The 21,677-nt window shown below is 72.2% G+C and carries 24 protein-coding genes; 11 read left to right on the top strand and 13 right to left on the bottom strand.

Annotated elements, in window-relative coordinates:
- Positions 1–44 precede the first annotated feature (44 nt).
- Positions 45–749, top strand: coding sequence for a lysozyme inhibitor LprI family protein (locus J5Y10_RS15825; RefSeq protein WP_209375000.1), 705 nt, complete (start codon positions 45–47; stop codon positions 747–749).
- A 2-nt stretch (positions 750–751) separates the two neighbouring features.
- Positions 752–1,030, top strand: a complete 279-nt coding sequence (locus tag J5Y10_RS15830; protein ID WP_209375001.1) for a hypothetical protein — start codon at positions 752–754, stop codon at positions 1,028–1,030.
- A 10-nt stretch (positions 1,031–1,040) separates the two neighbouring features.
- On the opposite strand, the gene J5Y10_RS15835 is transcribed toward J5Y10_RS15830, so the two are convergent.
- The gene (locus J5Y10_RS15835; protein ID WP_209375002.1) at positions 1,041–1,331 is read right to left on the bottom strand and encodes a hypothetical protein; all 291 of its coding nucleotides are present in this window, start codon (positions 1,329–1,331) and stop codon (positions 1,041–1,043) included.
- Positions 1,332–1,614: 283 nt separating this feature from the next.
- Here J5Y10_RS15835 and J5Y10_RS15840 point away from each other — a divergent pair, with 283 nt between their 5' ends.
- The gene (locus tag J5Y10_RS15840; RefSeq protein WP_209375003.1) at positions 1,615–2,118 is read left to right on the top strand and encodes a hypothetical protein; all 504 of its coding nucleotides are present in this window, start codon (positions 1,615–1,617) and stop codon (positions 2,116–2,118) included.
- A 22-nt stretch (positions 2,119–2,140) separates the two neighbouring features.
- Here the strand turns inward: J5Y10_RS15840 and J5Y10_RS15845 are convergent, their stop codons facing one another.
- From J5Y10_RS15845 to J5Y10_RS15860, 4 genes are read right to left on the bottom strand one after another with little or no spacing between them, the layout of a single operon-like run.
- The gene (locus J5Y10_RS15845) at positions 2,141–2,551 is read right to left on the bottom strand and encodes a hypothetical protein (protein ID WP_209375004.1); all 411 of its coding nucleotides are present in this window, start codon (positions 2,549–2,551) and stop codon (positions 2,141–2,143) included.
- Positions 2,552–2,575: 24 nt separating this feature from the next.
- On the bottom strand, positions 2,576–3,001 hold the full coding sequence (locus J5Y10_RS15850; protein WP_209375005.1) for a hypothetical protein: 426 nt from the start codon (positions 2,999–3,001) through the stop codon (positions 2,576–2,578).
- A 4-nt stretch (positions 3,002–3,005) separates the two neighbouring features.
- On the bottom strand, positions 3,006–3,707 hold the full coding sequence (locus J5Y10_RS15855) for a hypothetical protein (protein ID WP_209375006.1): 702 nt from the start codon (positions 3,705–3,707) through the stop codon (positions 3,006–3,008).
- Entirely contained in the window at positions 3,704–5,002 is a 1,299-nt protein-coding gene (locus J5Y10_RS15860) for a hypothetical protein (protein WP_209375007.1), read from the bottom strand. The genes J5Y10_RS15855 and J5Y10_RS15860 overlap by 4 nt, the downstream gene beginning before the upstream one ends.
- Positions 5,003–5,150: 148 nt before the next feature.
- Here J5Y10_RS15860 and J5Y10_RS15865 point away from each other — a divergent pair, with 148 nt between their 5' ends.
- Positions 5,151–6,161, top strand: a complete 1,011-nt coding sequence (locus J5Y10_RS15865) for a hypothetical protein (RefSeq protein WP_209375008.1) — start codon at positions 5,151–5,153, stop codon at positions 6,159–6,161.
- 58 nt (positions 6,162–6,219) lie between these two features.
- Here the strand turns inward: J5Y10_RS15865 and J5Y10_RS15870 are convergent, their stop codons facing one another.
- Together J5Y10_RS15870 and J5Y10_RS15875 are read right to left on the bottom strand one after the other, a co-directional pair.
- Positions 6,220–6,927: a hypothetical protein gene (locus tag J5Y10_RS15870; protein ID WP_209375009.1), complete on the bottom strand. Its 708-nt coding sequence runs from the start codon at positions 6,925–6,927 to the stop codon at positions 6,220–6,222.
- A 2-nt stretch (positions 6,928–6,929) separates the two neighbouring features.
- Positions 6,930–7,544: a hypothetical protein gene (locus J5Y10_RS15875; RefSeq protein WP_209375010.1), complete on the bottom strand. Its 615-nt coding sequence runs from the start codon at positions 7,542–7,544 to the stop codon at positions 6,930–6,932.
- Positions 7,545–7,774: 230 nt separating this feature from the next.
- Between J5Y10_RS15875 and J5Y10_RS15880 the strand changes: the two genes are divergently transcribed.
- Positions 7,775–8,557 carry an SIMPL domain-containing protein gene (locus J5Y10_RS15880; protein ID WP_209375011.1) on the top strand — a complete coding sequence of 261 codons (783 nt, stop codon included), beginning with the start codon at positions 7,775–7,777 and terminating at the stop codon, positions 8,555–8,557.
- On the top strand, positions 8,554–9,168 hold the full coding sequence (locus J5Y10_RS15885) for a hypothetical protein (protein WP_209375012.1): 615 nt from the start codon (positions 8,554–8,556) through the stop codon (positions 9,166–9,168). Before J5Y10_RS15880 ends, J5Y10_RS15885 begins: the two co-directional genes overlap by 4 nt.
- Positions 9,169–9,198: 30 nt before the next feature.
- On the opposite strand, the gene J5Y10_RS15890 is transcribed toward J5Y10_RS15885, so the two are convergent.
- A complete protein-coding gene (locus J5Y10_RS15890; RefSeq protein WP_209375013.1) occupies positions 9,199–9,516 on the bottom strand; it encodes a hypothetical protein in 318 nt (105 codons plus the stop codon).
- Between the two features lie 111 nt (positions 9,517–9,627).
- Between J5Y10_RS15890 and J5Y10_RS15895 the strand changes: the two genes are divergently transcribed.
- From J5Y10_RS15895 to ligD, 3 genes are all read left to right on the top strand, one after another.
- A complete protein-coding gene (locus J5Y10_RS15895) occupies positions 9,628–10,296 on the top strand; it encodes a DapH/DapD/GlmU-related protein (protein WP_209375014.1) in 669 nt (222 codons plus the stop codon).
- A 420-nt stretch (positions 10,297–10,716) separates the two neighbouring features.
- A complete protein-coding gene (locus tag J5Y10_RS15900; protein WP_209375015.1) occupies positions 10,717–11,748 on the top strand; it encodes an LLM class flavin-dependent oxidoreductase in 1,032 nt (343 codons plus the stop codon).
- 44 nt (positions 11,749–11,792) lie between these two features.
- Positions 11,793–13,331 (top strand): non-homologous end-joining DNA ligase, encoded by a 1,539-nt coding sequence (gene ligD / locus J5Y10_RS15905; protein ID WP_209375016.1) that lies wholly within the window; start codon positions 11,793–11,795, stop codon positions 13,329–13,331.
- Positions 13,332–13,589: 258 nt separating this feature from the next.
- Here ligD and J5Y10_RS15910 read toward each other — a convergent pair whose 3' ends face one another.
- The gene (locus J5Y10_RS15910; RefSeq protein WP_209375017.1) at positions 13,590–14,600 is read right to left on the bottom strand and encodes an amino acid ABC transporter substrate-binding protein; all 1,011 of its coding nucleotides are present in this window, start codon (positions 14,598–14,600) and stop codon (positions 13,590–13,592) included.
- Between the two features lie 11 nt (positions 14,601–14,611).
- Positions 14,612–14,998, bottom strand: coding sequence for an MAPEG family protein (locus J5Y10_RS15915; protein WP_209375018.1), 387 nt, complete (start codon positions 14,996–14,998; stop codon positions 14,612–14,614).
- 80 nt (positions 14,999–15,078) lie between these two features.
- On the opposite strand from J5Y10_RS15915, the gene J5Y10_RS15920 reads away from it, so the two are divergent.
- Positions 15,079–15,699, top strand: coding sequence for a hypothetical protein (locus J5Y10_RS15920; RefSeq protein ID WP_209375019.1), 621 nt, complete (start codon positions 15,079–15,081; stop codon positions 15,697–15,699).
- Positions 15,700–15,992: 293 nt separating this feature from the next.
- Here the strand turns inward: J5Y10_RS15920 and J5Y10_RS15925 are convergent, their stop codons facing one another.
- Positions 15,993–17,321, bottom strand: a complete 1,329-nt coding sequence (locus J5Y10_RS15925; RefSeq protein ID WP_209375020.1) for an aspartate aminotransferase family protein — start codon at positions 17,319–17,321, stop codon at positions 15,993–15,995.
- Positions 17,321–18,160 (bottom strand): MurR/RpiR family transcriptional regulator, encoded by an 840-nt coding sequence (locus tag J5Y10_RS15930; protein ID WP_209375021.1) that lies wholly within the window; start codon positions 18,158–18,160, stop codon positions 17,321–17,323. The genes J5Y10_RS15925 and J5Y10_RS15930 overlap by 1 nt, the downstream gene beginning before the upstream one ends.
- Before the next feature lie 73 nt (positions 18,161–18,233).
- On the opposite strand from J5Y10_RS15930, the gene J5Y10_RS15935 reads away from it, so the two are divergent.
- Complete coding sequence (locus J5Y10_RS15935; protein ID WP_209375022.1) at positions 18,234–18,866, top strand: aspartate/glutamate racemase family protein; 633 nt, start codon at positions 18,234–18,236, stop codon at positions 18,864–18,866.
- A 256-nt stretch (positions 18,867–19,122) separates the two neighbouring features.
- Here J5Y10_RS15935 and glgX read toward each other — a convergent pair whose 3' ends face one another.
- A complete protein-coding gene (gene glgX / locus J5Y10_RS15940; protein ID WP_209375023.1) occupies positions 19,123–21,258 on the bottom strand; it encodes a glycogen debranching protein GlgX in 2,136 nt (711 codons plus the stop codon).
- Positions 21,259–21,677: the final 419 nt, after the last annotated feature.

Raw genomic sequence — 21,677 nt, forward strand, 5'->3', positions numbered from 1 at the left:
GCGAGGATGCCCCGGTCCCGAACCGAGCGGAGCGACCGCTGCCGATGAGACGCCTCCTCGCGCCGCTTTTCCTGGCCCTCGCCCTCGCCGCCCCATCGGCCGCCCGCGCCGCGAGCTTCGACTGCGCCCGCGCCGCCACGGCGGACGAGCGCGCCGTCTGCGCCGACCCGCGCCTCTCCGAGCTGGACGACCTGCTGGGGAAGGCCAACCGCCAGGCCCGGGCGGAGGCGACGCCGGAGGAGGCGCCGCGCCTGGCCGTGGTGGCGCGCGGCATCCTGGCGGACCGGCGGAACTGCGGCACCCGGCGCGGCTGCCTCCTGGCCGTCTATGCCGGCGGGATCGAGAGCTACCGCCGCTTCGGCTCCTCCATCCCCCTGCCAGGCTGGGTGGACGCGACGGAGATGGCGGAGGGCACGGCCCCCGAGAGCGACGCGCCACCGGCCCGGCTCGCCGCCTGCACGACCACGCGCGTGGCCGGCATCGGCGCGCGGCTGGAGGGCGAGGGACCGGGCGATTTCTCCTCCGGCACCTCCGTGGTCTTCGCCAACGGCGTGCGGCAGGTCTCCTATGAGCGGGAGAATGCCGTCATCGCCTCCCGGCCCGGCGACCGGGTGGTGATGTGCCTCACCGTCATCCCGCGCGCCTGCCCGCCGGGCGACGACCGCGGGCGCTACTACAGCGTCACCAACCCGCGCACGCGGGCCTCCTGGTCGCTGCCGGATTCCCAGCACCTTTGCGGCGGGGCCTAGCGATGATCCGCCGCCTGATCGCCGCCGCCCTTCTCCTCACCATGCCAGCGCTGGCCGCCGACCTCCCGCGCGACGTGGCCGCCTTCGTCGCCCGGCGCGACCGCTGCGACCATTTCCGCGGCGAGGGATCCGACGACCCGGCCCGCGCCGCCAGGATCGCCCGCGCGCTGGAGCGGAATTGCCGCGGCACCGACGCGGATCTGGCCCGGCTCAAGCGCCGCCACGCGGGTGACCCCGCCATCCGCGCCCGGCTGGACCGCTACGAGGCGCAGGTCGAATGACGCGGATGGCCTAGTTCAGCCGGTGGCACTCCGAGGTGGTCTCGCGCGCGCCGCGCATCCCGCCGGCCGGGCGGACCTCGCAGGCCACGTACTTGCCGTTCCGCTCCAGCGTGAAGCTCGGCCCCATGGAGGAAACGATGCGGTGCCCGCCGTTCAGCAGGGCACTCATCGGCTGGTCCACATCCTCCCACATCGTCGCGGGGCGCTGCGGAGCGGCCGGCGCCGTGGCGGGCGCCTGGGCGCGCAGCGGCGAGGCCGCGAGGGGAAGCAGAGACAGGGCGAGAAGCGCGTGACGGATCATGATGTGTCCTTGCAGCAGCAATGTTCGGGGCGTTGGATCCCGGGGCGCCATGATAACTTCGCTCGCGCCGATCCGGCGGATGAGAAGCCGGTGAGGAACGGCCGCGCCTCGGATGGGCCCGCGCTGCCCCGCAACGATACCGGCGGGCCGGCCTTCTACCGCGCGAAAGCCTCGCGCAATTGTCACGCTTGGCGTTCTTGCCGGAACCGTGCCGCGCGGCTCCATTCCCGCCGCGCGAACAGGACAGCACCGCCGCTGCCGGCGCATCCACCGGGAGAACGCGATGACCACACGGCGCAGCATGATCGGCCTCGCGGCCGCACTCGCCTCCACGCCCGCGCTCGTTCGGGCGCAGGGCACGATCGGCCTCGCGGAGCGCCGGGCCATCGCGGCCTACCGCCAGGAGAAGTACCCGGCCATCGAGAGCGGCATCCAGCAGGCCGCGGGCTTTGCCGTGCCCGTGGAGGTGGAGTGGGACCAGCTCACCCTGCCCGGCGACGCGCAGTATTACGCGCGCGACGACTACTTCGGGAAAACCATCTTCGAGCCGCTGACCGCCGCGCTGCGGAGCATCACCGCGGATGCGATGGGGCGCGACGCCCTGCGCGCGAAGCTGCAGCGCATCCACATCCGCTACGACGAGAAGACGGCGCCCGCCTCCAACTACCCGAACGGGCTCTCCTTCCAGGGCGGCACGCTGGATATCAACTGGCGCCCCTACGCCAATACCGGCGACGTGGCGGAGCGCACGCAGGCGGTCACGCATCTCCTCGAGAAGAACCTCTGACGCCTGCTGCCGGAGCGGGACCTCATCCGTCCCGCTCCGGGTCGTGGACGGGCTCGAAGGCCCGGGCCGTGCAGCGCGGGCAGTGGAGAAGGATCACGTCGCCCCCTTCCAGCGCGACGATCCCGCGCCGCTCCCGGTCGATACGCCATCGCCCGCGCCGCCCGTCCGCAAGGGTGACCAGGCCTTCGGCGTGGCAGCGGGACATCTCCAGATCGTGGTGATAGGCCCGCTCATCCACGAGCCGGGCGGTTGCGAAATAGGCGCGCACCTCGCGCTGCCGCAGGCGGAAGCGGGCGCATTGCGCGGCCGTCTCCTCCCCGCTCACGTCGTTCCCGCGCGCGCCGTTCACGGTGATGCGGATGTCCGATACCGGCCCGGGCAGGCCCGTGGCCGCGACCGGCCCGGCAGCGAGAAGCGTCAGAAGGTGGGCCACGACCCGGCACGTCCAGCGCACCCCCTACTCCTCCGGCCCACGATAGATCGTGACGAGCCGCCAGCCATCCCGACCGCGCGCGAAGGCCAGGCTACTGACGCGCGCTTGGTCCGGGGCGGAGTTGCGGGGATCGAGCGTCGGCTCCGGCGTGTCGCGGATCACCTCCAGCACCGTGCGGTTGGTCCTCACGTCCTCCACCGTCCGGAGCAGCCGGCGGAAGGCAGAGGGCAGCGTCGCCGCGGTCAGGCGCCGCACGGGCTCGTCGTCCAGCTCGCCCCGGCTCTCCAGGGGAAGGCGGCTCATCCGCGTGACGGCGCCCATGTCCCCGGCCAGGACGGCAGCGCGGAAATCGTGCCAGTAGGCCGCGAACGAGGCGCGGGAATCCCGCTGCGCGGCCGCTGGACGGGCGCCGGACAGTGCGGCGGCGAGGAGGAGGCGGCGCGTGGTCATGCCCTCATCCCTTGCGCCGGTAGAAACCGGAGAAGCTGACATTGAGGCCGCCGCAGCCGTTGTTGTCGCGCGCCAGCAGATAGGGGCCGCGCCGCCACAGGCGGATGCGGCAGGTGTACTCGTCGCCGGCCTCGTAGGGCTTGGTGGTGTCGTCATCGCCCATGGAGAAGGCGAGCACGCCGTTCACGGGGCGCGCCTCGCCCGCCACCTCGCCGGTATGGATGCCGCCACGCCGCACGCGCTCCGGGTCGCCCATACCCCAGGTGGCCTCGCCCTTCACGCGCAGCGCGCCCTTGCCTCCAGGGGTGATGGCGATGTCCTGCTCCGGCGCCGTCCACTGGCCGTTCCAGTCGGCGGGGACCTGCTCCGCTTCCGGCAGGGGGAGGAGCGCGGCGCTGGGCATCCAGCCGATCGTCGTCGCGCCCCGCGCGCCCACGAAGCCGGCGCAGGTATAAGCGCCCTGGGTGGGCCCGGTCAGCACCACGTCGCCCGGCGTCAGATAGGCCCGCGCCCGGCAGGCCGCGCTCTCATTCGGGCAGCCGCGCGCAAGGACATCATCCTGCACGAAGTTCACGCGCGGGGCGCCCGGCCGCACGGCAGCGGCGCGCGCCTCCTCCGTCACCAGGTCGGACCAGACGCAGCCCGCCCGCGCCGCGGCGGGCAGGAGAAGGGGCAGCGCCGCCGCCGCGATCCGCAAGGCCCTCATTTCCCGTCCCTCCGCAGGTAGTTGTTGCCGTCGATCACCAGCAGCCCGTCCTTGCCGGGATCGGGCAGGATGAGGCTGAAGCTCTCCCGCCGCCCATCATCGCCGACAAGGGTAAGGCGGTAGCCCTCCGCCTCGTAGCGGCCGCTCTCCGCCGGGCGCTCCCGCCCGCTCGTGAAGCCCGTCCGCCCGCCGCCCGCCTCGTTGGAGGAGGAGGCGCCGGTGAAGCCCGTGCGACGGAAGCGTCCGTCCCGCGAGAGGGTCAGCAGCCGCTCCACCGCCACGCTGCCGGAGGAGAAGGCGGTGCTGCCGGAGGAGGCGAAGAAGTAGCGCCAGGTGCCGTCGAAGACGGTGCCGCGCGGCAGCGGCGGCACGCGGCGATGCGCGTCGCCGCCGATCCGCAGGTTCTCGCCGTCCCGCGCGAAGGGCTTCTCCTTCACCTCGATCAGCCCGTAGCGGGAGGTCATGTCCCGGAACTCGATCCGGTCCGGCCCGCGCAGCATCCCGCCCCCGATCAGGCGGTAGGTGCCGCAATCCGCGGGCACCCTGCGGCAATGCGCCGCCACGTCCTCCTCCCCCGAGGGGACGGCGCGGCTGTAGAGGCCGCCCTTGTCGAAGACGCGCACCTCGTTCTCCGCCCGGAAGTCAATTCCGCCGAAGGCGTTGGGCATCACGCCCGTGCTGAGATGCGTGAAGGTGCCCTCCAGCCCGCCCGCGCCCTCGGGCGGGGCCAGGGTGGCGGAGGGCTCGGCGGCATCCAGGCGGAAGGAACGGACGAAGGCGTCGAAATCGGCGCGCGCCTTCCGCGCGGAATCGCCGCGCAGCCCCATGCTGACGAGCATGAGGACGGCGTGGCGCCGGCCGTCGCTGATGCCCACCGTCTCCGTGCCGATGGAGACGTCGTTGCGCCGGGTGCAGCAGCGGCTCTCGTGGCGGATGCGGTGGCCGGCGGCGGTCACGCCCTCCCCCCGCATCGTCGGCCGCTCCCTCTCCAGGCCGGGGATGCTGGCGGCCAGGCGGGTGAAGACGGCGTCGAAGGGCCCTTCGAAGGCGGGGATGGGGCGCGCCACCTGGATCAGCGCGGCCCCACGGTCCCGCCCCTCCTCGAAGCGCCGCTGGGCCTGCCAGATCCCCGGGCGGGTGTCCGGGTTCACCACCCAGCCCCCTCCCGGTGGCTCGAAGGCGGTGCCCTCGAAGCGGAACTCCTGCGTCGCCCCGGCGGGCGATGCCGCGGGTGGTGCCGCGATCAGCGCGGCGGCCAGCGCCAGGGCGGTCCATGAGGCACGGCGGAGCGGCATGTCGGTCCTCCCATCCTGCCGCACCGGCATAGCCCACCGGGCGGGGATGGCGACCCGGGCGCCGATCAACTCCCGCGGCGCGGCCGGGCGGGTTCCCCGCCCCCCGCGGATCGGACACCATCCCCGGGATTCGCGCCCGGACAGGGCCGTGGGGGACACGATGGTGAAGGTCACGCTCGACCTGTCGCGGCTGCTGCAGGAAGGGCAGATCACCGGGGAGGAGCACGATCGCCTCGCCCGGCTCGGGCGGCGCGACACGGGCTCGCTGCTGGTAAATGCCCTGGTCGGCTTCGGCGTGGTCGCCGTCAGCGCCGGCACCGTGGCCCTGCTGCCGAGCGTGCTGACCGCGATCCCGCTAGGGCTGGTGCTGATGGCGGTCGGGGCCTGGCTGGTGCTCTCGGGCCGCGCGCGCTGGGGGGTGCTGGCCACGATGCTCGTCCTCGTCGCCGCGCTGCTGCTGGGGGCCAGCATCCTCATGCTGAGCGCCGGCATGACGGGCCTGGACAGCGCCCCGGACGCGGAGGCGCAGCCGCTGCTGGGGATGCAGGCGGCCCTGCTCCTCGTCGCGGCGCTTTTCGCGGGCTCCGCGATCCTCGCCGGCAGCGGGCTGCTGATCGCGCTGGCGGTGCTGCTGCTCTCCGCCACGATCGGCAGCGGCGCCGCCTATGGCCATGCCTTCTACGCGCTGGGCGTGGAGCAGCCGCTGGCCACGATCCTCGCCTTCTCGGCCCTCGCCGCCGCCGCGCATGCCACCGCCCCGCGCCTTCGCCCGGCGGGGGAGCGGCTGGCGAACATCGCGGCGCGCACGGCGCTGCTGCTGGTGAATCTGGGCTTCTGGGTCGGCTCCCTCTGGGGCGACGACGCGGGGTGGATCCGGCGGGTCCTCGGTCGCGCCATCCCGGACGACGCCTTCAGCATCGCCTGGGCCGCCGCGCTGCTCGGGGCGGCGGTCTGGGCGGGGCGGACGAACCGGCGCTGGCTGGTGAACCTCGCCTGCGTCTTCGGCGGCATCCACTTCTACACCCAGTGGTTCGAGCGGCTCGGCGCCACGCCCCTCAGCCTCTTCGGCGGGGGTGTCCTGATGCTCGCCTTCGCCCTCGGGCTCTGGCGCCTGAACGAGGGGTGGGCGGGGAACGGGGCGGCCAGGGAACAGGCCTGAGGACCGCCGGAAAGCGGTGCGGCCCTGGCGCGGCCCAGCCGGCACCCGGCCCCGTGCCTCACGACCAGAAATCCCGCCCCATCAGCCGCACGAGACGCGCATGCACCGCCCGCAGCCTGTCGCGCGCCGCCGCGGCCTGCCCGGCGAGGACGGCGGCCTCCAGGCTCCAGGCCGCATCCGCCGGGGGTGGCCCCTCCGCGTCCCATTCGACGAGGAGGACGGTCCCGGGCCCGGCGACCATCCGCAGCGCCCAGCCCTGGTCCTGGTCGTCCAGGATGGGGGTGCCCGGCGCGGCCGAGGCGGCGCGGGCCAGCGTGACCAGCACGTCCCGGGCCTCGCGGAGGCCATCGCTCCAGGGCCAGGAGGCCAGCACCTCGTCCCCGGCCAGGATCTTCGGGCGGACGGCGAAGTAGGGGAACCGTTCGACCAGCGCCGCCATCTTGCCGTGCGCGCGGGCGATGCGGATCAGCCGGTCGAGATAGGCGGCCAGAGCCTCCTCCCGCCCGGCAAGGTCGGTGGAGGCGACCCAGCCGGGGGCGCGGAACGGCAGGTCCGGCGGCGGCAGCGGGACGCGCTCCGCCTCCCACTGCGCCGGGGTCATCCCGTTCTCCGGCCCGACATAGACGCTCCCGGACACCCGGAACATGGCGTCGCAGAGGAAACTGGCGACCGGGCGGGCGGAGGACGCCCAGGCGGCGTCCTCCGGGTCCAGGCCGTCCGGTTCCCTGCCGTGCTGCGGGGCGTCCCCGGCGCCGGGGCCTTCCACCCCTAACGGGCGGGCATGGCACCCGGCGTGCCGGGCGCGCCGTTGGGCATCTGCATGGCGTTATAGCCCGAGGGCACGGTCAGGCGGGCGGGGTCCACCGGGCCATAGGTGACCTGGGTGGCCTCCATCACGACGTTGGTGCCGTCCGGGGCGGTGGCGGCGGTGCGCAGCAGCACGCCGTCATCGGTGATGCAGGAGGTACCCTTGGCCGTGCCGGCGGTCATTTCCCATTCCGTGCAGGCCGTGCCGGCGATGGTGGCGTTGCCCTTCACGCGGAAAGTGGCGCCGGCCGGCATCTCCTGCGTCATGGCGGCAACAGCCTCCTGCGGCATGGCCATGGTCATGCGCTGCGCGTCCATCACCATGACGGCGGAGTTCGCCCGGCGGTCGATCAGCATCCAGCCCACGCCGCCGGGCGGATCGACCCGCTGCTTGCCGGTGCTGGGGGAGAAGGCCATGCGGACCTCCTGCGGGGCCGTGCCGGTCACGCCGACCATGCGGTAGGTGACCGTCACGTCCCGGGTGGGGCGAAGCTGGGCGGGCTGGGCGAGGGCCGGGACGGCAACGAGGGCGAGGGCTGCCGTGGCGGCCCCCACACGAGCCAGGATGCGGATCACAGGAATCTCCGTGTGCGGGGGGGCGGAATGTGGTCCAGCGTTCCGCGAGCGCACAGGCACCGGGCGCGCACGATCCGGAGAGGCAGCGGCCGCCGGGAAGTGCGCGTTCCGCCCGGCGAACCCCGCCCCGCGCACGACCGCGTGGGATCGGCGCCACCGGGTGCCTCCCCGGCTTGGCGGAACCGGCACCGCCGGGGCATGGAGGCCGGAGGGCAGGGGAGAGAATGCCGATGAGCGCACCGTTTATCCGGGGCTGGGCCATGCTCGCCCTTCTCGCGGCTCCGCCTGCCCTGGCCCAGGCGCCGGGCCCGCAGGACCGGCCCGCCCAGGTGCCGGCGACCCAGATGTCCGCCAACCCGGCCGAAGTGCCGGGCCTCGTCGCGGTTGGCGCCGAGGCCCGGCGGCGCCTGCCCGCCACCGTGTCGGACGCCGTGGTGACGATCGAGGTGCACGGGCGCGACCTGCGCGGCACGGCCGCCGCCCTTGCCGGAAAGTCCGGCACCCTCCTCGCCTTCCTGCGCGCGCAGGGGGCGGAGCGGTTGCGGACGGAATCCACGGGCTTCGAGCCGGAGTTGCAGGAGGTCCGCAACCAGCCCGACCGCATCAAGGGCTATGCCGGCCGCGCCACGGTCTCCTTCCGCACCGTGCCGGATCGGCTGCCCGCGCTGCTCTCGGGCAGCCTGGAGAACGGCGCCACCGGCCTGCTGCAATCCGGCTCCCTGCCCCGGGAGGAGGAAGTGGAGGCCGCGCGCCAGGAGCTGGCGGCGGAGGCGACGCGTACCGCGCTGGCCCGCGCGCGCGCCGTGGCCGCCGCCGCGGAGGCGCGGGTGGCGGGGGTGCAGCGGATCGAGATGGACCCTCCCGGCGCCGTCCTGCCCTACGGTGCGGAGGCGGCTGCGCCGATGATGCGGGCCCAGGTCCCCGTGCCCCCCATGGCCTCGGCCGCCGGAGAGGCGGAGGTGGTGGTCCGGGTGACCGCCGTGCTCCGCCTCGCGCCCGGCGCGGCGCAGTGAGCGAGGGGGTGGAAGCGGCCGCCGGGCCGCCCCGCTACGCCCTCCAGGTGCCGGCGCTGGGGCTTGCGGACTACGGGCGGATGCAGGTTGTGCTGATGCGCGCCGCCTCGGTGCGGCCGGGCTGGCGCAGGCGCCTCCTCGGGCTGGCCGGGGGATGCCTCGTCGGCGGGACCGCCGGCTACCTCGCCGCCTCCAGGGAGGTGAGCGCGGAAATGTGGCTCGTGAGCGGGCGGGATGGCTGGGCCTGGAGCCTGGACGGCTTCGGCCTCGTCCTGGCCGTCCTCGGCGTGGTGCTGGCGACGGTGCTGGCGCTCGGGGTGATCCTGTCGTCCCGGCAGCGCCGGGGGATCCACGCCCTGCACGCCGCGGCGGGCGACCTTCTCGGCGCGCACGAGCTGCTGCTCGGCGAGGACGGCCTGCTCTGGCGCAATCCCAGCCGCACCCTCCTCGTGCCCTGGTCGCGCGTGACGGGCGCGGTGCGGCAGGGGGGCATGCTCCTTATCATCGCGGACCGGATCAGCGCCTTCTGGCTGCCCGAGGCGCTGATCGCCGCCCATCCCGACCGCGCCGGGCTGGAGTCCCTGCTCCGCCGGCACGGGGCGCTGCCCTGATCCGCGGCCCCTAGCCGACAACCGCACCCGTCACTCGCCGCCGCCATCTCCTCCTCCGTCGCCGTCACCGTCGTCGCCATCGTTTCCGCAGACGTCATGTCCAGGGGCATCGTCGGCCGAAGAGCCGTCCGCGCCCGCGCCGGTGCTCTCCTGCTGCCGGGCGCGGGCGGGACAGAACAGGAAGGACAGCACGAAGCCGATCAGGGCTGCGATGCCCAGCCGGGTCAGCACGGCGCCGGGCGCGTCGAAGCCCGAGACCGCGAGGGAGGCACCGCCGAGCAGGACCACGCTGCCCCCGATCCATCGGGTCCGGCAGCGCGGGGTCCGGTCCTCCGGCAGAGGCGGCATGGCGGGATCCTCTGGCGGCCGCGACGGGACGGGCGGCGACAAACTGTCTCGAATCCTTCGCCGCCCCGTCATCATGGCGTCGGCACGGCTCATCTAGCCATCCGCCCCCTGATGCACAGTTCCGATCCCCCCAGGCCCCTCGCGGCCCATCCCGACACCCTCGGCAAGTCCCTCGGCCAGGACCCCGCGATCCACCCGACCGCCGAGGTGCGGGACAGCCACTTCGGCCGCTGGTGCGAGGTGGGGGCCCGCACCCGCGTGGCCGAGAGCCGCTTCGGCGACTACGCCTACGTCGTCAACGACAGCGACATCATGGGCGCGGAGATCGGCCCGTTCTGCTCCATCGCCGCGAATGTCCGCATCAACCCCGGCAACCATCCGATGGACCGGGTGGCGCTGAGCCACTTCACCTACCGCTCCTCCGCCTACGGGCTCGGCGACGACGACGCCGCCCTCTTCGCCTGGCGCCGGAGCACGCCGGTCACGCTCGGCCCCGATGTCTGGGTCGGCCACGGCGCGATCATCCTGCCGGGCGTGACGATCGGGGCAGGCGCCGCCATCGGCGCCGGCGCCGTCGTCACGAAGGACGTGCCGGACTTCGCGGTCGTCGTCGGCGTGCCCGGCCGGGTGCTGCGCTATCGCTTTCCCCAAGAGATCATCGCGGCCCTGCACCGCATCGCTTGGTGGAACTGGCCGCACGAACGGCTAGGCGAGGCCATGCAGGATTTCCGGACGCTCGGCGCGGCCGCCTTCTGCGCGAAGCACGATCCGGGCGGGTGATCCTTCCGGCCCCAGGGGGCGCCGCCCCCTGGCCCCCCCCCCGGGCAAACGCGAAGCGTTTGTCCCGAGCCAAGAGCCTGGTTGGACCTAAGGTCCAACCCTGGACCTGCATCGGGCTGCCGCGGAACTGACCTGATCTGTCAGCACTCTACGATCGGGCTCGATCCTGCCCTTGCAGTCGCCTCGGCTCCACGAGCCGAGGCGCACCGTCAGCCGGGGTGTCCCAAAGCCTAGAAGAAGATGATGGTGAGGGGTCCGGGGAGAGGAAGAATTCCTTCTTCCTCTCCCCGGGACAGACCGCCACCGAAAAGCCCGACCACCCACCATCACCCGCCCTGATGAGCACCATTGACGCCCTCGCCTCGACGTCCGCCCCGCGCCCTCCCACCTTTGCCCGCGACCGCCACTGAGGGACTTCGCGTGACCACCCCCATTGAATTCGCCCTGGACACTTTCGGGGACGTCACTTCCGGCCCGGACGGTGCGCCGCTTCCGCACGCCCAGGTCATCCGCAACCTTGTCGAGGAGGCCGTGCTGGCCGATGGCCTCGGCATCGACTTCTTCGGCATTGGCGAGCATCACCGCGCCGACTTCGCGGTTTCCGCACCGGAGGTCCTGCTCGGCGCCATCGCCGCACGCACGGAGCGCATCCGGCTCGGCACCGCCGTGACCGTGCTGTCCTCCGACGACCCGATCCGCGTGTTCCAGCGCTTCTCCACGCTGGATGCCCTTTCCAATGGACGGGCGGAGGTGGTGCTGGGGCGCGGATCCTTCACCGAATCCTTCCCGCTCTTCGGCTTCGACATGAACGAGTACGAGACTCTGTTCGAGGAGAAGCTGGACCTCTTCGCGGAGCTGCTGAAGGGCGGGCCCGCCAAGTGGAAGGGCAGCATCCGCCCGGCGCTGGACGTGCCCGGCGTTTTCCCGCCGATCGAGAACGGCACGCTGAAGACCTGGGTCGGCGTTGGCGGCAGCCCGCAATCCGTGGTGCGCGCGGCGCATTACGGCCTGCCCCTGATGCTCGCCATCATCGGCGGCGATCCCGCGCGCTTCCGCCCCTATGTGGACCTGTACCATCAGGCGCTGGAGAAGTTCGGCAAGGCGGCGCAGCCCATCGGCGTCCACTCCCACGGCTATGTCGCCGACTCGGAGGAGGCGGCGAAGGAGGAGCTGTGGCCGCACTGGAAGGCCGGCCGGGACCGCATCGGCGCCGACCGCGGCTGGCCGCCGGCGCAGCGCGCGGATTTCGAGCGCGAGATCGAGGGCGGCTCCCTCTATCTCGGCACGCCCGAGACCGTGGCGCGGCGCATCGCGAACACGGTGAAGGCTCTCGGCCTTGCCCGCTTCGAGATGAAGTACAGCGCCGGCACCCTGCCGCATGAGCGGATGATGCGCAGCATCGAGCTCTACGGCACGAAGGTCGTGCCGATGGTGAAGGACATGCTCGCCTGAACCGGGCGTGAACCAGGGGGCGGGAAGGACGTTGCCTTCCCGCCATGGCCGATGATCCCCTCGCCCCCTATCGCGCCAAGCGGGATTTCGGGGCCACCCCGGAACCCCGGGGCGGCGCCCCGAAGCGCCGCCGCGCGAAGTCCCTCTCCTTCACCGTCCAGAAGCACGACGCCACCCGCCTGCACTACGACTTCCGCCTGGAACTGAACGGTGTCCTGAAGTCCTGGGCCGTCACCCGCGGCCCCAGCCTGGACCCCGCCGAGAAGCGCCTAGCGGTGGAGGTGGAGGACCACCCCGTGGAGTATGGCGGGTTCGAGGGCACGATCGGCGCCGGCTACGGTGCCGGCACGGTGATGCTCTGGGACCGCGGAACCTGGGAGCCGGACTCGGAGGACCCCACCGCCGACCTCGAAGCCGGCCGCCTGCGCTTCACCCTGCACGGGGAAAGGCTGCGCGGTGCCTGGCACCTCGTCCGCATGCGCCCGCGCGGGCGGGAGAAGAAGCACAACTGGCTCCTCATCAAGGACGAGGACGGCGAGGCCCGCCCCGGCGATGCCGACGCGCTGCTGGAAGCCCATGACCGTTCCGTCAGCACGGACCGCGACATGGGCGCCATCGCCGGCAAGCCCCGCGAACCCGCGAACCCCGCGGCGAAGAAGCGCGCGAAAGCCGCCCCGGAATCTGCCAGAGAACCCGCCATCGAACCCGCCAGGCCACGCCGCGCCGCCACGCCGGCCATCAAGGTGGCCGGCGTCGCCATCACCCATCCCGACAAGCTCCTCTGGCCCGAGGACGGCATCACAAAGCACGACCTCGCCGCCTACATGGAGGCGGTGGCCCCCCGCCTCCTCCCCTGGATCGCCGGCCGCCCCCTCTCCCTTCTTCGCGCGCCCGACGGCCTTTCCGGCGACCGCTTCTTCCAGCGCCATGCCGGCCGCGGCACCTCCGCGCTCATCACCCACGTCACCCCGCGCGGCGAGACGTCTCCGCTGCTTCAGGTGGACACGCCCGAGGCCCTGGTCGCCCTGGCCCAGTCCGGAGTGCTGGAAATCCATCCCTGGCCCGCCCTCAGCAAGGCAGTCACGAAGCCCGACCGCCTGATCCTCGACCTCGACCCCGCCGAGGACCTGCCCTTCGCCGCGGTGGTGGAGGCCGCCCAGACCCTGCGCCGCCGCATGGAGGAGGCGAACCTCGTTCCCTACTGCAAGACCACCGGCGGCAAGGGCCTGCACCTCGTCGCGCCCGTGCAGGGCGCCACCTGGAAGTCCCTGCACGCCCGGGCCGCCGCCCTCTGCGACACCCTGGCGCAGGATAGCCCGGACCATTTCACGACGGAGAGCGCCAAGTCCGCCCGTGAGGGCCGCATCTTCCTCGACTACCAGCGCAACGCCCGCGGCGCCTCCGCCGTCGCCGCCTGGTCCCCTCGCGCGCGGCCCGGCGCGACCGTTTCCATGCCGCTGGACTGGTCCGAGGTGACGCCGGATCTGGAGCCGAAGGCCTTTACCCTCCGCACCGCGCCGGAGCGGCTGAAGCGGCCGGATCCCTGGGCGGATTTCGGAGAGCAGGCGCGGGCGCTGAAGTAGCGCGCAAGGGGCTCCGCCCCCTGCACCCCCAGCAGGAACCTGAGGTTCCTGCACTCCCCATGAATGGGAACTGACCTGAACTGGCGGGCTACGCCAGGGGATCCGGTGCTGCGCTTGCAATCGCCTCGGGTCGTGGACCCGAGACGCGCCGTCAGCCGGATAGTTCCAAAGCCCGGAAAAGGATGACGGGGCTGAAGGCACTGCCTTCTACGGGTCCGGGGAGAGGGAGGATTCCCTCTCACTCTCCCCAGAATAGCGTCACCGGAACGGCACCGCGTACATCAGCCCGCCGCCGTTCCACAGCCCGTTCAGTCCGCGCGGAAGCTTCAGCGAGCTGCCGCCGCCGACATTCCTCTCGAACACCTCCCCGTAGTTCCCGACGGCCTTGATCGCTTTCAGCATCCAGTCGTTGGGCAGTCCCAGGCGGGAGCCGAACTCGCCGCTCGTTCCGAGAAGGCGCTGCGCCACGGGGTTCTGCCCGCGCGCCATCTCATCGGCGTTGGCGGCGGTGATCCCGGCCTCCTCCGCCTCAACCAGCCCATAATGGACCCAGGCCACGATGTTGCTCCAGGCGTCGTCGCCGTTCCGGGTGAACGGACCCAGCGGCTCCTTCGAGATGGTCTCGGGCAGCACCATGTAGTCCGCCGCGCTCGGGGCCACGGTGGCGATCGCGCCGGCGAGTGCGGAGGCGTCCTGCGTCATCGCGTCGCAACGGCCGGAGAAGAAGGCCTGCTGCATCGTGTCCACCCGCTCGAACACCACGGGCTGGAAGCGGATGTTCCGCGCGCGGGCGATGTCGCCGAGCGTCACCTCATGCGTCGTGCCCTGGGCCACGCAGACCGTCGCGCCGTCCAGTCCCTTCACGTCGCGCACATTGGCGTCGCGCCGCACGGCGAAGCCCTGGCCGTCGTAGAAGTTCACCGGCCCCGCGTTCAGCCCGATGGAGGCGTCGCGCAGGAAGGTCTGGGTGGAGTTCCGCAGCAGCACGTCGATCTCGCCGGATTGCAGCGCGGTGAAGCGGTTCTGCGCGGTCAGGCCGACGAAGCGCACCCTCGTCGCATCGCCCAGCACGGCGGCCGCGATGGCGCGGCAGTAATCCGCGTCCAGCCCGCGCACCTCTCCGCGCGAATCCGGCACGGAGAAGCCCGCGAAGCCCGTGGAGACGCCGCAGGCCAGCGTGCCCCGCTGCTTCACCGTGTCCAGCGTGGCCGCCTGGACCGCGCCCGAAATCCCCAATGCCGCGCAGGCGGCCAGCAGAAGTCTCTTCATGGTCGTCCCCTTCAGGAAAAAGCCAGAATGATGGCCGCGATGGCCAGCACGATTAGGGCAAGGAAGGTCAGCACCATCCCCGCCACGCGGGGCCGCATGCGGTGCCTCTCCCCGCCGATGGAGACGGCGTGGCACAGCCGCCCGAGCACCAGCGCAATCCCCGCGCCGTGCAGCAGCGGCACCGGGGCCCCGGCCAGCTCGTCCGCCAGCATCAGCACCAGCACCACCGGAACGTACTCCGCGAAGTTGCCGTGCACCCGTGCCGCGCGCTGCAGCGCCGCGTCCTCCCCCGTGCCGAGCGAAACGCCCGCCTGCCCCCGCGCCCGGATCACCCGCCAGGACAGCCAGAAGAAGGCCAGCCCCAGCAGACCCGCGTAAAGAAGGGTCACCCGCGGCATGGACCGCCCCCCGCGTCTTGCCCCGCCCGGAGGGCCTGATTAGCGTGCGCCGGCATCGACGGAAGGGAAATCCCGGCATCATGCGGCATCGCCACGCCCTCGCCGCCGCGGCGCTGGCCGCGGCCTGGCACATCCCGGCCCAGGCCCAGACCCAGGGCCAGATCCAGGCCCAACTCCAGGCCCAGACCGCCGGCGGCCCGGGTTGCGCGGAGCTGGCGCGCATCGTCCAGCTCCTGCCCGGCGGCCCGAATGTCTTCCCGACGGAAGCCGCACCCAACGGCGCCCCGCCCGCCGCGGGCGGCACCCCCCCGGCGGCCCGGGGAGGCACCCAGGCCAGCGGCCCACCCGGCGCGGCGCCGGCCACGGCCACGCCCGTGGGCCCGGTCCGCACCACCCTTCTCCCGCCCGGCGCGCTGCGCGCCACGGTCTCCGCCCAGCCGGCCGAGACCCGCTACGTCGCCGACCTCTCCGAGGGGAATGGCCGCCGCGGCGGAGCCGACCGCAGCCCGCAGGTGCTGCGCCAGGCCGCGGAGCGCGTGGCCGCCTGCTACCGCGGCGTCCGCCCCGCCCGGGAACCCAACGGCACGGGGGAAGACAACTTCCGCTTCACCGTCGCCCCGGGAACCGAGATCGCGGTTGTCCTTGACGGCGGCCCCGCGTCCACGGTCAGCCTTGTCGCCACGCGGCGGGTGCGGCGCTAGAGCGACAGTGGTGCTGGCGGCCCCAGGGGGCTCCGCCCCCTGGACCCCCGCCAAGGGCATGAGGCCCCTGGACCCCCGGCTGGCTGCCGCCGCGCCGGCCTGACACGGGGTTTCGGCGCGAAGGACTTGATCCTGCCCTTGCAGTCGCCTCGGGTCGTGGACCCGAGGCGCACCATCAGCCGAGCCAGACCAACTCGAAGAAAAAGATGATGGTGAGGGGTTCGGGGAGAGGAAGAATTCCTTCTTCCTCTCCCCGGGACAGACCAACAGCAAAGGACCGGCACCCCCCACCATTAGGCCGCGAGCGCCGCGTCCACAGCCTCACCGAGCCGCTCAACGATAAGGTCGATCTCCGCCTCTCCAGCGATGTAGGGCGGCGCGAGGAGGATATGGTCGCCCCGTGCCCCGTCCACCGTGCCGCCGCCGGGGTACACGGCCAGCCCGCGCGCGAAGGCCTCGTCGCGGATGCGGAGGTTCAGCTTGCGGGTGGGCTCGAAGGGGGCGCGCGTCGAGCGGTCCGCCACCAGCTCGATGGCCCGGAACAGGCCGCGGCCGCGGATGTCGCCGACGTGGCGGTGGTTGCCGAAGCGCTCCACCAGCCCGGCCTCCAGCCGCGCGCCCATGGCCTGCACGCGGTCCAGCAGGCCGTCGCGCGCGATCACCTCCTGCACCGCCAGGGCCGCCGCGCAGGCGACGGGGTGGGAGAGGTAGGTGTGGCCGTGCTGGAAGGCGCCGGAGCCCGCCATGATCGGCGCCAGCACGCGGTCGTTCATCAGGATGGCGCCGATCGGCTGGTAGCCGCCGCCGAGGCCCTTCGCGATCGCCTGGATGTCCGGTGCGATGCCCTCCTGCTCCCAGGCGTGGAGGGTGCCCGTGCGGCCCATGCCGCTCATCACCTCGTCCAGGATCAGCAGGGCGCCGTGTCGGTCGCAGATCTCGCGCACGGCCTTGAAGTAGCCGGTGGGGGCGGCCACGCAGCCCGCGGTCGCGCCCACCACCGTCTCCGCCACGAAGGCGGCGACCTTGGCCGGGCCCAGGCGCTGGAACTCCGCCTCCAGCTCCCCGGCCAGGCGCGCGACATAGGCCGCCTCGTCCTCGCCCTCGCGCATCCCGCGATAGGGGAAGGCGGCGGAGACGTGGCTGAAGGCATCGGCCAGGATCGGGGCATAGGGCGCCCGCCGCGCCGCGTTCCCGCCCAGCGCCAGCGCGCCCAGCGTGTTGCCGTGGTAGCTCTGGCGGCGCGCGATGAAGCGCGTGCGCCCCGGCTCGCCCTTCTCCACGAAGTGCTGCCGCGCCAGCTTCAGCGCCGCCTCCATCGCCTCGGATCCGCCGGAGACGAAATAGGCCCGGCTCAGCCCGCCCGGCTCGTGGCCCAGCAGCGCCTCGCCCAGGCGCTCCGCCGGCTCGTTGGTGAAGAAACCGGTATGGGCGTATTCCAGCGCCGCGACCTGCTTCTGCACGGCCGCCACCACATCCGGGTGCGCGTGCCCCAGGCAGGACACGGCCGCCCCGCCCGAGGCGTCCAGCACCTCCCGCCCGCCGGAATCCCGCAGCCAGCACCCGTGGCCGGACACGGCCATCGGAGGCGTGGCGCGGCCACGATGCAGAAGACGAGACGTCATCAGAGATCCCTTTCCGTTTCCGGCGCGTAGCGGGAGAGTTCCGCCAGCCGCGCCTCCGCCTGGCGCAGCCGCTCCATCGCCGCCGCACCGCCTTGCGCGAACACAGCCGCCGCCAGGGCCTGCGCGAGCGAGACGGCCCCGGTCAGCGAGTGGAAGAAGCCCGGCCCGTCGGCCTCGAAGCGCAGCAGGTGCGCCGCCCCGCGGGCCACGGGCGCGTTCGGCGAATCTGCCAGTGCCACCAGCACCGCCCCTGCTTGCCGCGCCGCCGCCGCCGTCCGCACCGCCTCCGCCGCGTAGGGCGCGAAGCTCGCCACCACCACCGCGTCGCGGCTGGAGAAGGCGTCCAGGTCCAGTTCCTCCGGACCCTCCGCCCCCACCAGCCGCGTCTCCGGCCGGAACAGCCTCAACTGGTAGTGCAGCAGCCCCGCGACCGCGCGGCAGGATCGGAACCCCGCGCACCAGATGCGGGGCGCCCGGTGCAGTGCGGCCGCCGAATCCGCCACCGGCCCGGCCTCCAGTCCCAGCACCGCGGCCGCATCGGCGGCCAGCATCGCGGCCGGCAGGTCATCCCGGCTGCGGGCGCGGCCGGAGAACGGCGCGGGCGGCCGCCGCGCCTCCACCAGTGCCGCGCGCAGGGGCTCCCATCCCGCATAGCCCAGCGCCTGGGCCAGCCGCGTGAAGCTGGCCGGCGTCGCCCCCGCATCCGCCGCCAGTTCCCGCATGGAACGTGTGGTGGCGTCGAAGGCGTGCTCCGCCAAGTACCGCGCCGCCTCACGCAGCCGCGGCGGAAGGTCCGGCAGAGCAAGGCGCAGCCGATCGAGGGGCGCGTCGGAGGACATGAAACATATAGTGCATCAAGGACCAAACGACGCAACAGTTGTTTCATCAAGCGACCCGCGCCAGGATCGCCCCATGCGGATCGCCCTCATCCACGCCCTGCGCCATTCCCCCCCGCCGGTCGAGGAAGCCTTCGCCCGGCTTTGGCCGGAGGCAGAGCTTATGAACCTGCTGGACGATAGCCTTTCCGCCGACCTCGCCCGCGAGGGCGCCCTCACCCCCGGGATGACGGACCGCTTTCTCGCCCTCGCGCACTACGCCCGCGGCACCGGTGCCACCGCTATCCTCTTCACCTGCTCCGCTTTCGGCCCCTGCATCGAGGCCGTGGCGGCCGAACTCGCCCCCATGCCCGTCCTCAAGCCCAACGAGGCCATGGTGGCGGAGGCTGCCGCGATCGGCGGCCGCATCGGCCTCCTCGCGAGCTTCGCTCCCACCCTCGCCAGCATGCCGCCCGAGTTCCCGCCGGGCGTCACCCTCGTCCCGCGCCTCGCCGATGGCGCCCTGGATGCCCTGAACCGCGGTGACGTCGAGGCGCATGACCGCCTCGCCGCCGAGACCGCGAAGGGCCTCACCGATTGCGACGCCATCGCCCTTGCCCAGTTCAGCCTCGCCCGCGCCGCGTCGCTCGTCGCGGCCGCGACCGGCAAGCCCGTCCTCACCACGCCGGACAGCGCCGTGCGGGCGTTGAGGGCGCGGCTTCTGCGCTGACGGTCTGTGCCGGGGATAGGAAGAAGGAATTCTTCCTCTCCCCGGCCCCCTCGCCATCATCGTTTTCTAGAGGTTGGAGTCATCCGGCTGGCGGTGCGCCTCGGCTCATGGAGCCGAGGCGACTGCAACGACAGGACCTAGCCCCTTTCTGCGGAATCACCGTGTCAGGACGGCGCCGCGGCAGCCAGACGGGGATCCAAGGGCTTCAGGCCCTTGGCGGGGGTCCAGGGGGCGGAGCCCCTTGGGGTCGCAAATCTCACCCCTCCGTCTCGGCCTGTAGCAGGAACACCACCACCGAGCGCCCGGTCACCTGATACGTCTCCCCGCACTCGAACACGCGCTCCTCCTCGTCGTCGGGGATGTTCGTATCGGCCAGCAGAGTCCAGCCCTGGCAGCCCGCGGCTTCCGGCAGGTTGAATTCCACGACGTCGTGGTGGCCGTTGATCACCATCAGCACCGTGGCGTCCTGGCCACGCTTGCGGATGCCGGTGACCTGCGCGCGCCCGTCCATCAGCATGCCGAAGCACTTGGTACTGGCGTCGTCCCAGTCGCCGGGCTGCATGTCGGAGCCGTTGGCGTTGATCCAGGTCACGTCCCGGACGCCCAGCTCCTCGTTCATCTCCCCGGTCAGGAAGCGCGTGCGGCGGAGGATAGGGTACTTGTGCCGCAGCTCCAGGAGCTTGCGGGTGAAGCCGATCAGGGTCTGCCCCTTTTCCTCGATCGCCCAGTTCACCCAGCTGATCTCGTCGTCCTGGCAGTAGGCGTTGTTGTTGCCGCCCTGCGTCCGCCCGAACTCGTCGCCCGCCAGGAGCATCGGCGTGCCCTGGGAGAGAAGGAGGGTGGAGAGGATGTTCCGGATCTGCCGCTCGCGCAGCGCATTGATCTCCGGATCCTCCGTCGGCCCTTCCGCCCCGCAGTTCCAGGAGCGGTTGTCAGAATGGCCGTCCTTGTTGTCCTCGCCGTTCGCCTCGTTGTGCTTCTCGTTGTAGGTGACCGTGTCGTTCAGCGTGAAGCCGTCATGCGCGGTCACGAAGTTCACGCTGGCCCAGGCGCGGCGACCGCTGTGGTTGAACTTGTCCGGTGAGCCGCAGAGCCGCGGGGCCAGCGCCTGCGCGCTCGCCTCGCCGCGCCAGAAGTCTCGCACGGTGTCGCGGAAGCTGTCGTTCCACTCGGCCCAGCCGGCGGGGAAGCTGCCGACCTGGTAGCCGCCGGGGCCGATGTCCCAGGGTTCGGCGATTAACTTCACCGTCTGCAGCAGCGGGTCCTGCTGGCACACCTTCAGGAAGCCGCTCTGCTCGTCGAACCCGTGCGGCTCGCGCGCCAGGATGGTGCCGAGGTCGAAGCGGAAGCCGTCGACGTGCATCTCCTGCACCCAGTAGCGCAGGCTGTCCGCCACCATCTGGATCACGCGGGGGTGGGAAAGGTTCACCGTGTTCCCGGTGCCCGTGTCGTTGATGTAGAAGCGCTTCTGGTCGGGCAGCAGGCGGTAGTAGCTGGCGTTGTCGATGCCCTTGAAGGACAGCGTCGGGCCCTTCTCGTTTCCCTCGGCCGTGTGGTTGTAGACCACGTCCAGGATCACCTCGAGGCCCGCCTCGTGGAAGCGCGCCACCATCTCCTTGAACTCGCGCAGGCTGTTCGGAACGTCGGAGGCGTAGCGCGGGTCGGGCGCGAAGAACCCGATGCTGTTGTAGCCCCAGTAGTTCACCAGGTTCTTCTGCAGCAGAAAGTCGTCGTCGATGAAGGTGTGCACCGGCAGCAGCTCGACCGAGGTGACGCCGAGCGACTTGATGTAGTCCACCACCGGCTTCTGCCCCAGTCCGGCATAGGTGCCACGCAGGTTCTCCGGCACCTCCGGGTGCAGCTTCGTGTACCCCTTCACATGGGTTTCATAGACCACCGTGTGGTCCCAGGGCACGAAGCGCCGCCCCGGCTCACCCTGCCAGTCGAAGTTGGGATCCACGATCACGCATTTCGGCACGAAGGCGGCGCTGTCGCGCTCGTCAAAGGTCAGGTCGTCCCCGCTCTCCATCTTGTAGCCGAACACGGCCGGATCCCAGGTGAGCGATCCCGCATGGGCGCGGGCATAAGGGTCCAGCAGCAGCTTGTTCGGGTTGAAGCGGTGCCCCGACTCCGGCTCATAAGGCCCGTGCACGCGATAGCCGTAGAAGGTCCCGGGGCCGACATCCGGCAGGTAGCCGTGGAAGATCTGGTTCGTGTACTCCGGCAACTCGACCCGCTCGATCTCCTTCTCGCCGGTGCTGTCGAAGAGGCACACCTCCACCTTCGTCGCATTCGCGGAGAACAGGGAGAAGTTGGTCCCCTGCCCGTCCCAGTGGGCGCCACGCTTCGCGGGCGAACCCTCTTTGATCCGCCCCTTGATGATCTCTGACAACGTCCGGTCCCGTCCACTATGCCCGCGCCGCAGGGCGCTGATCGCGGAGACCGGAACGGACAGCAGGGCCGCCGGTTGAGGCCAAAAGGCCGGAAGGGGCGCGAATCCCCTGGCGCGCCTCCATTTTTCCCAGTGGCGCGGCAGGGGGGCCGCACCATGGCGGCCCTGGTGTGAGGTTGGGCTTGCCCAGGTCCTGGCGTGGCGGTCTGTCCCGGGGAGAGGAAGAAGGAATTCTTCCTCTCCCCGGACCCCTCACCATCATCTTCTTCAAGTAGCTGGGCTTACCTGACTGACGGTGCGCCTCGGCTCGTGGAGCCGAGGCGACTGCAAGGGCAGAATCGATCCCGATCGTAGAGGCTGCCAGGTCAGGTCAGTTCCGTGGCAGCCCGATGCAGGTCCAGGAGGCCGCGCCCCCTGGG

This window comes from Roseomonas indoligenes (assembly GCF_017813365.1).
Lineage (GTDB): Bacteria > Pseudomonadota > Alphaproteobacteria > Acetobacterales > Acetobacteraceae > Roseomonas > Roseomonas indoligenes.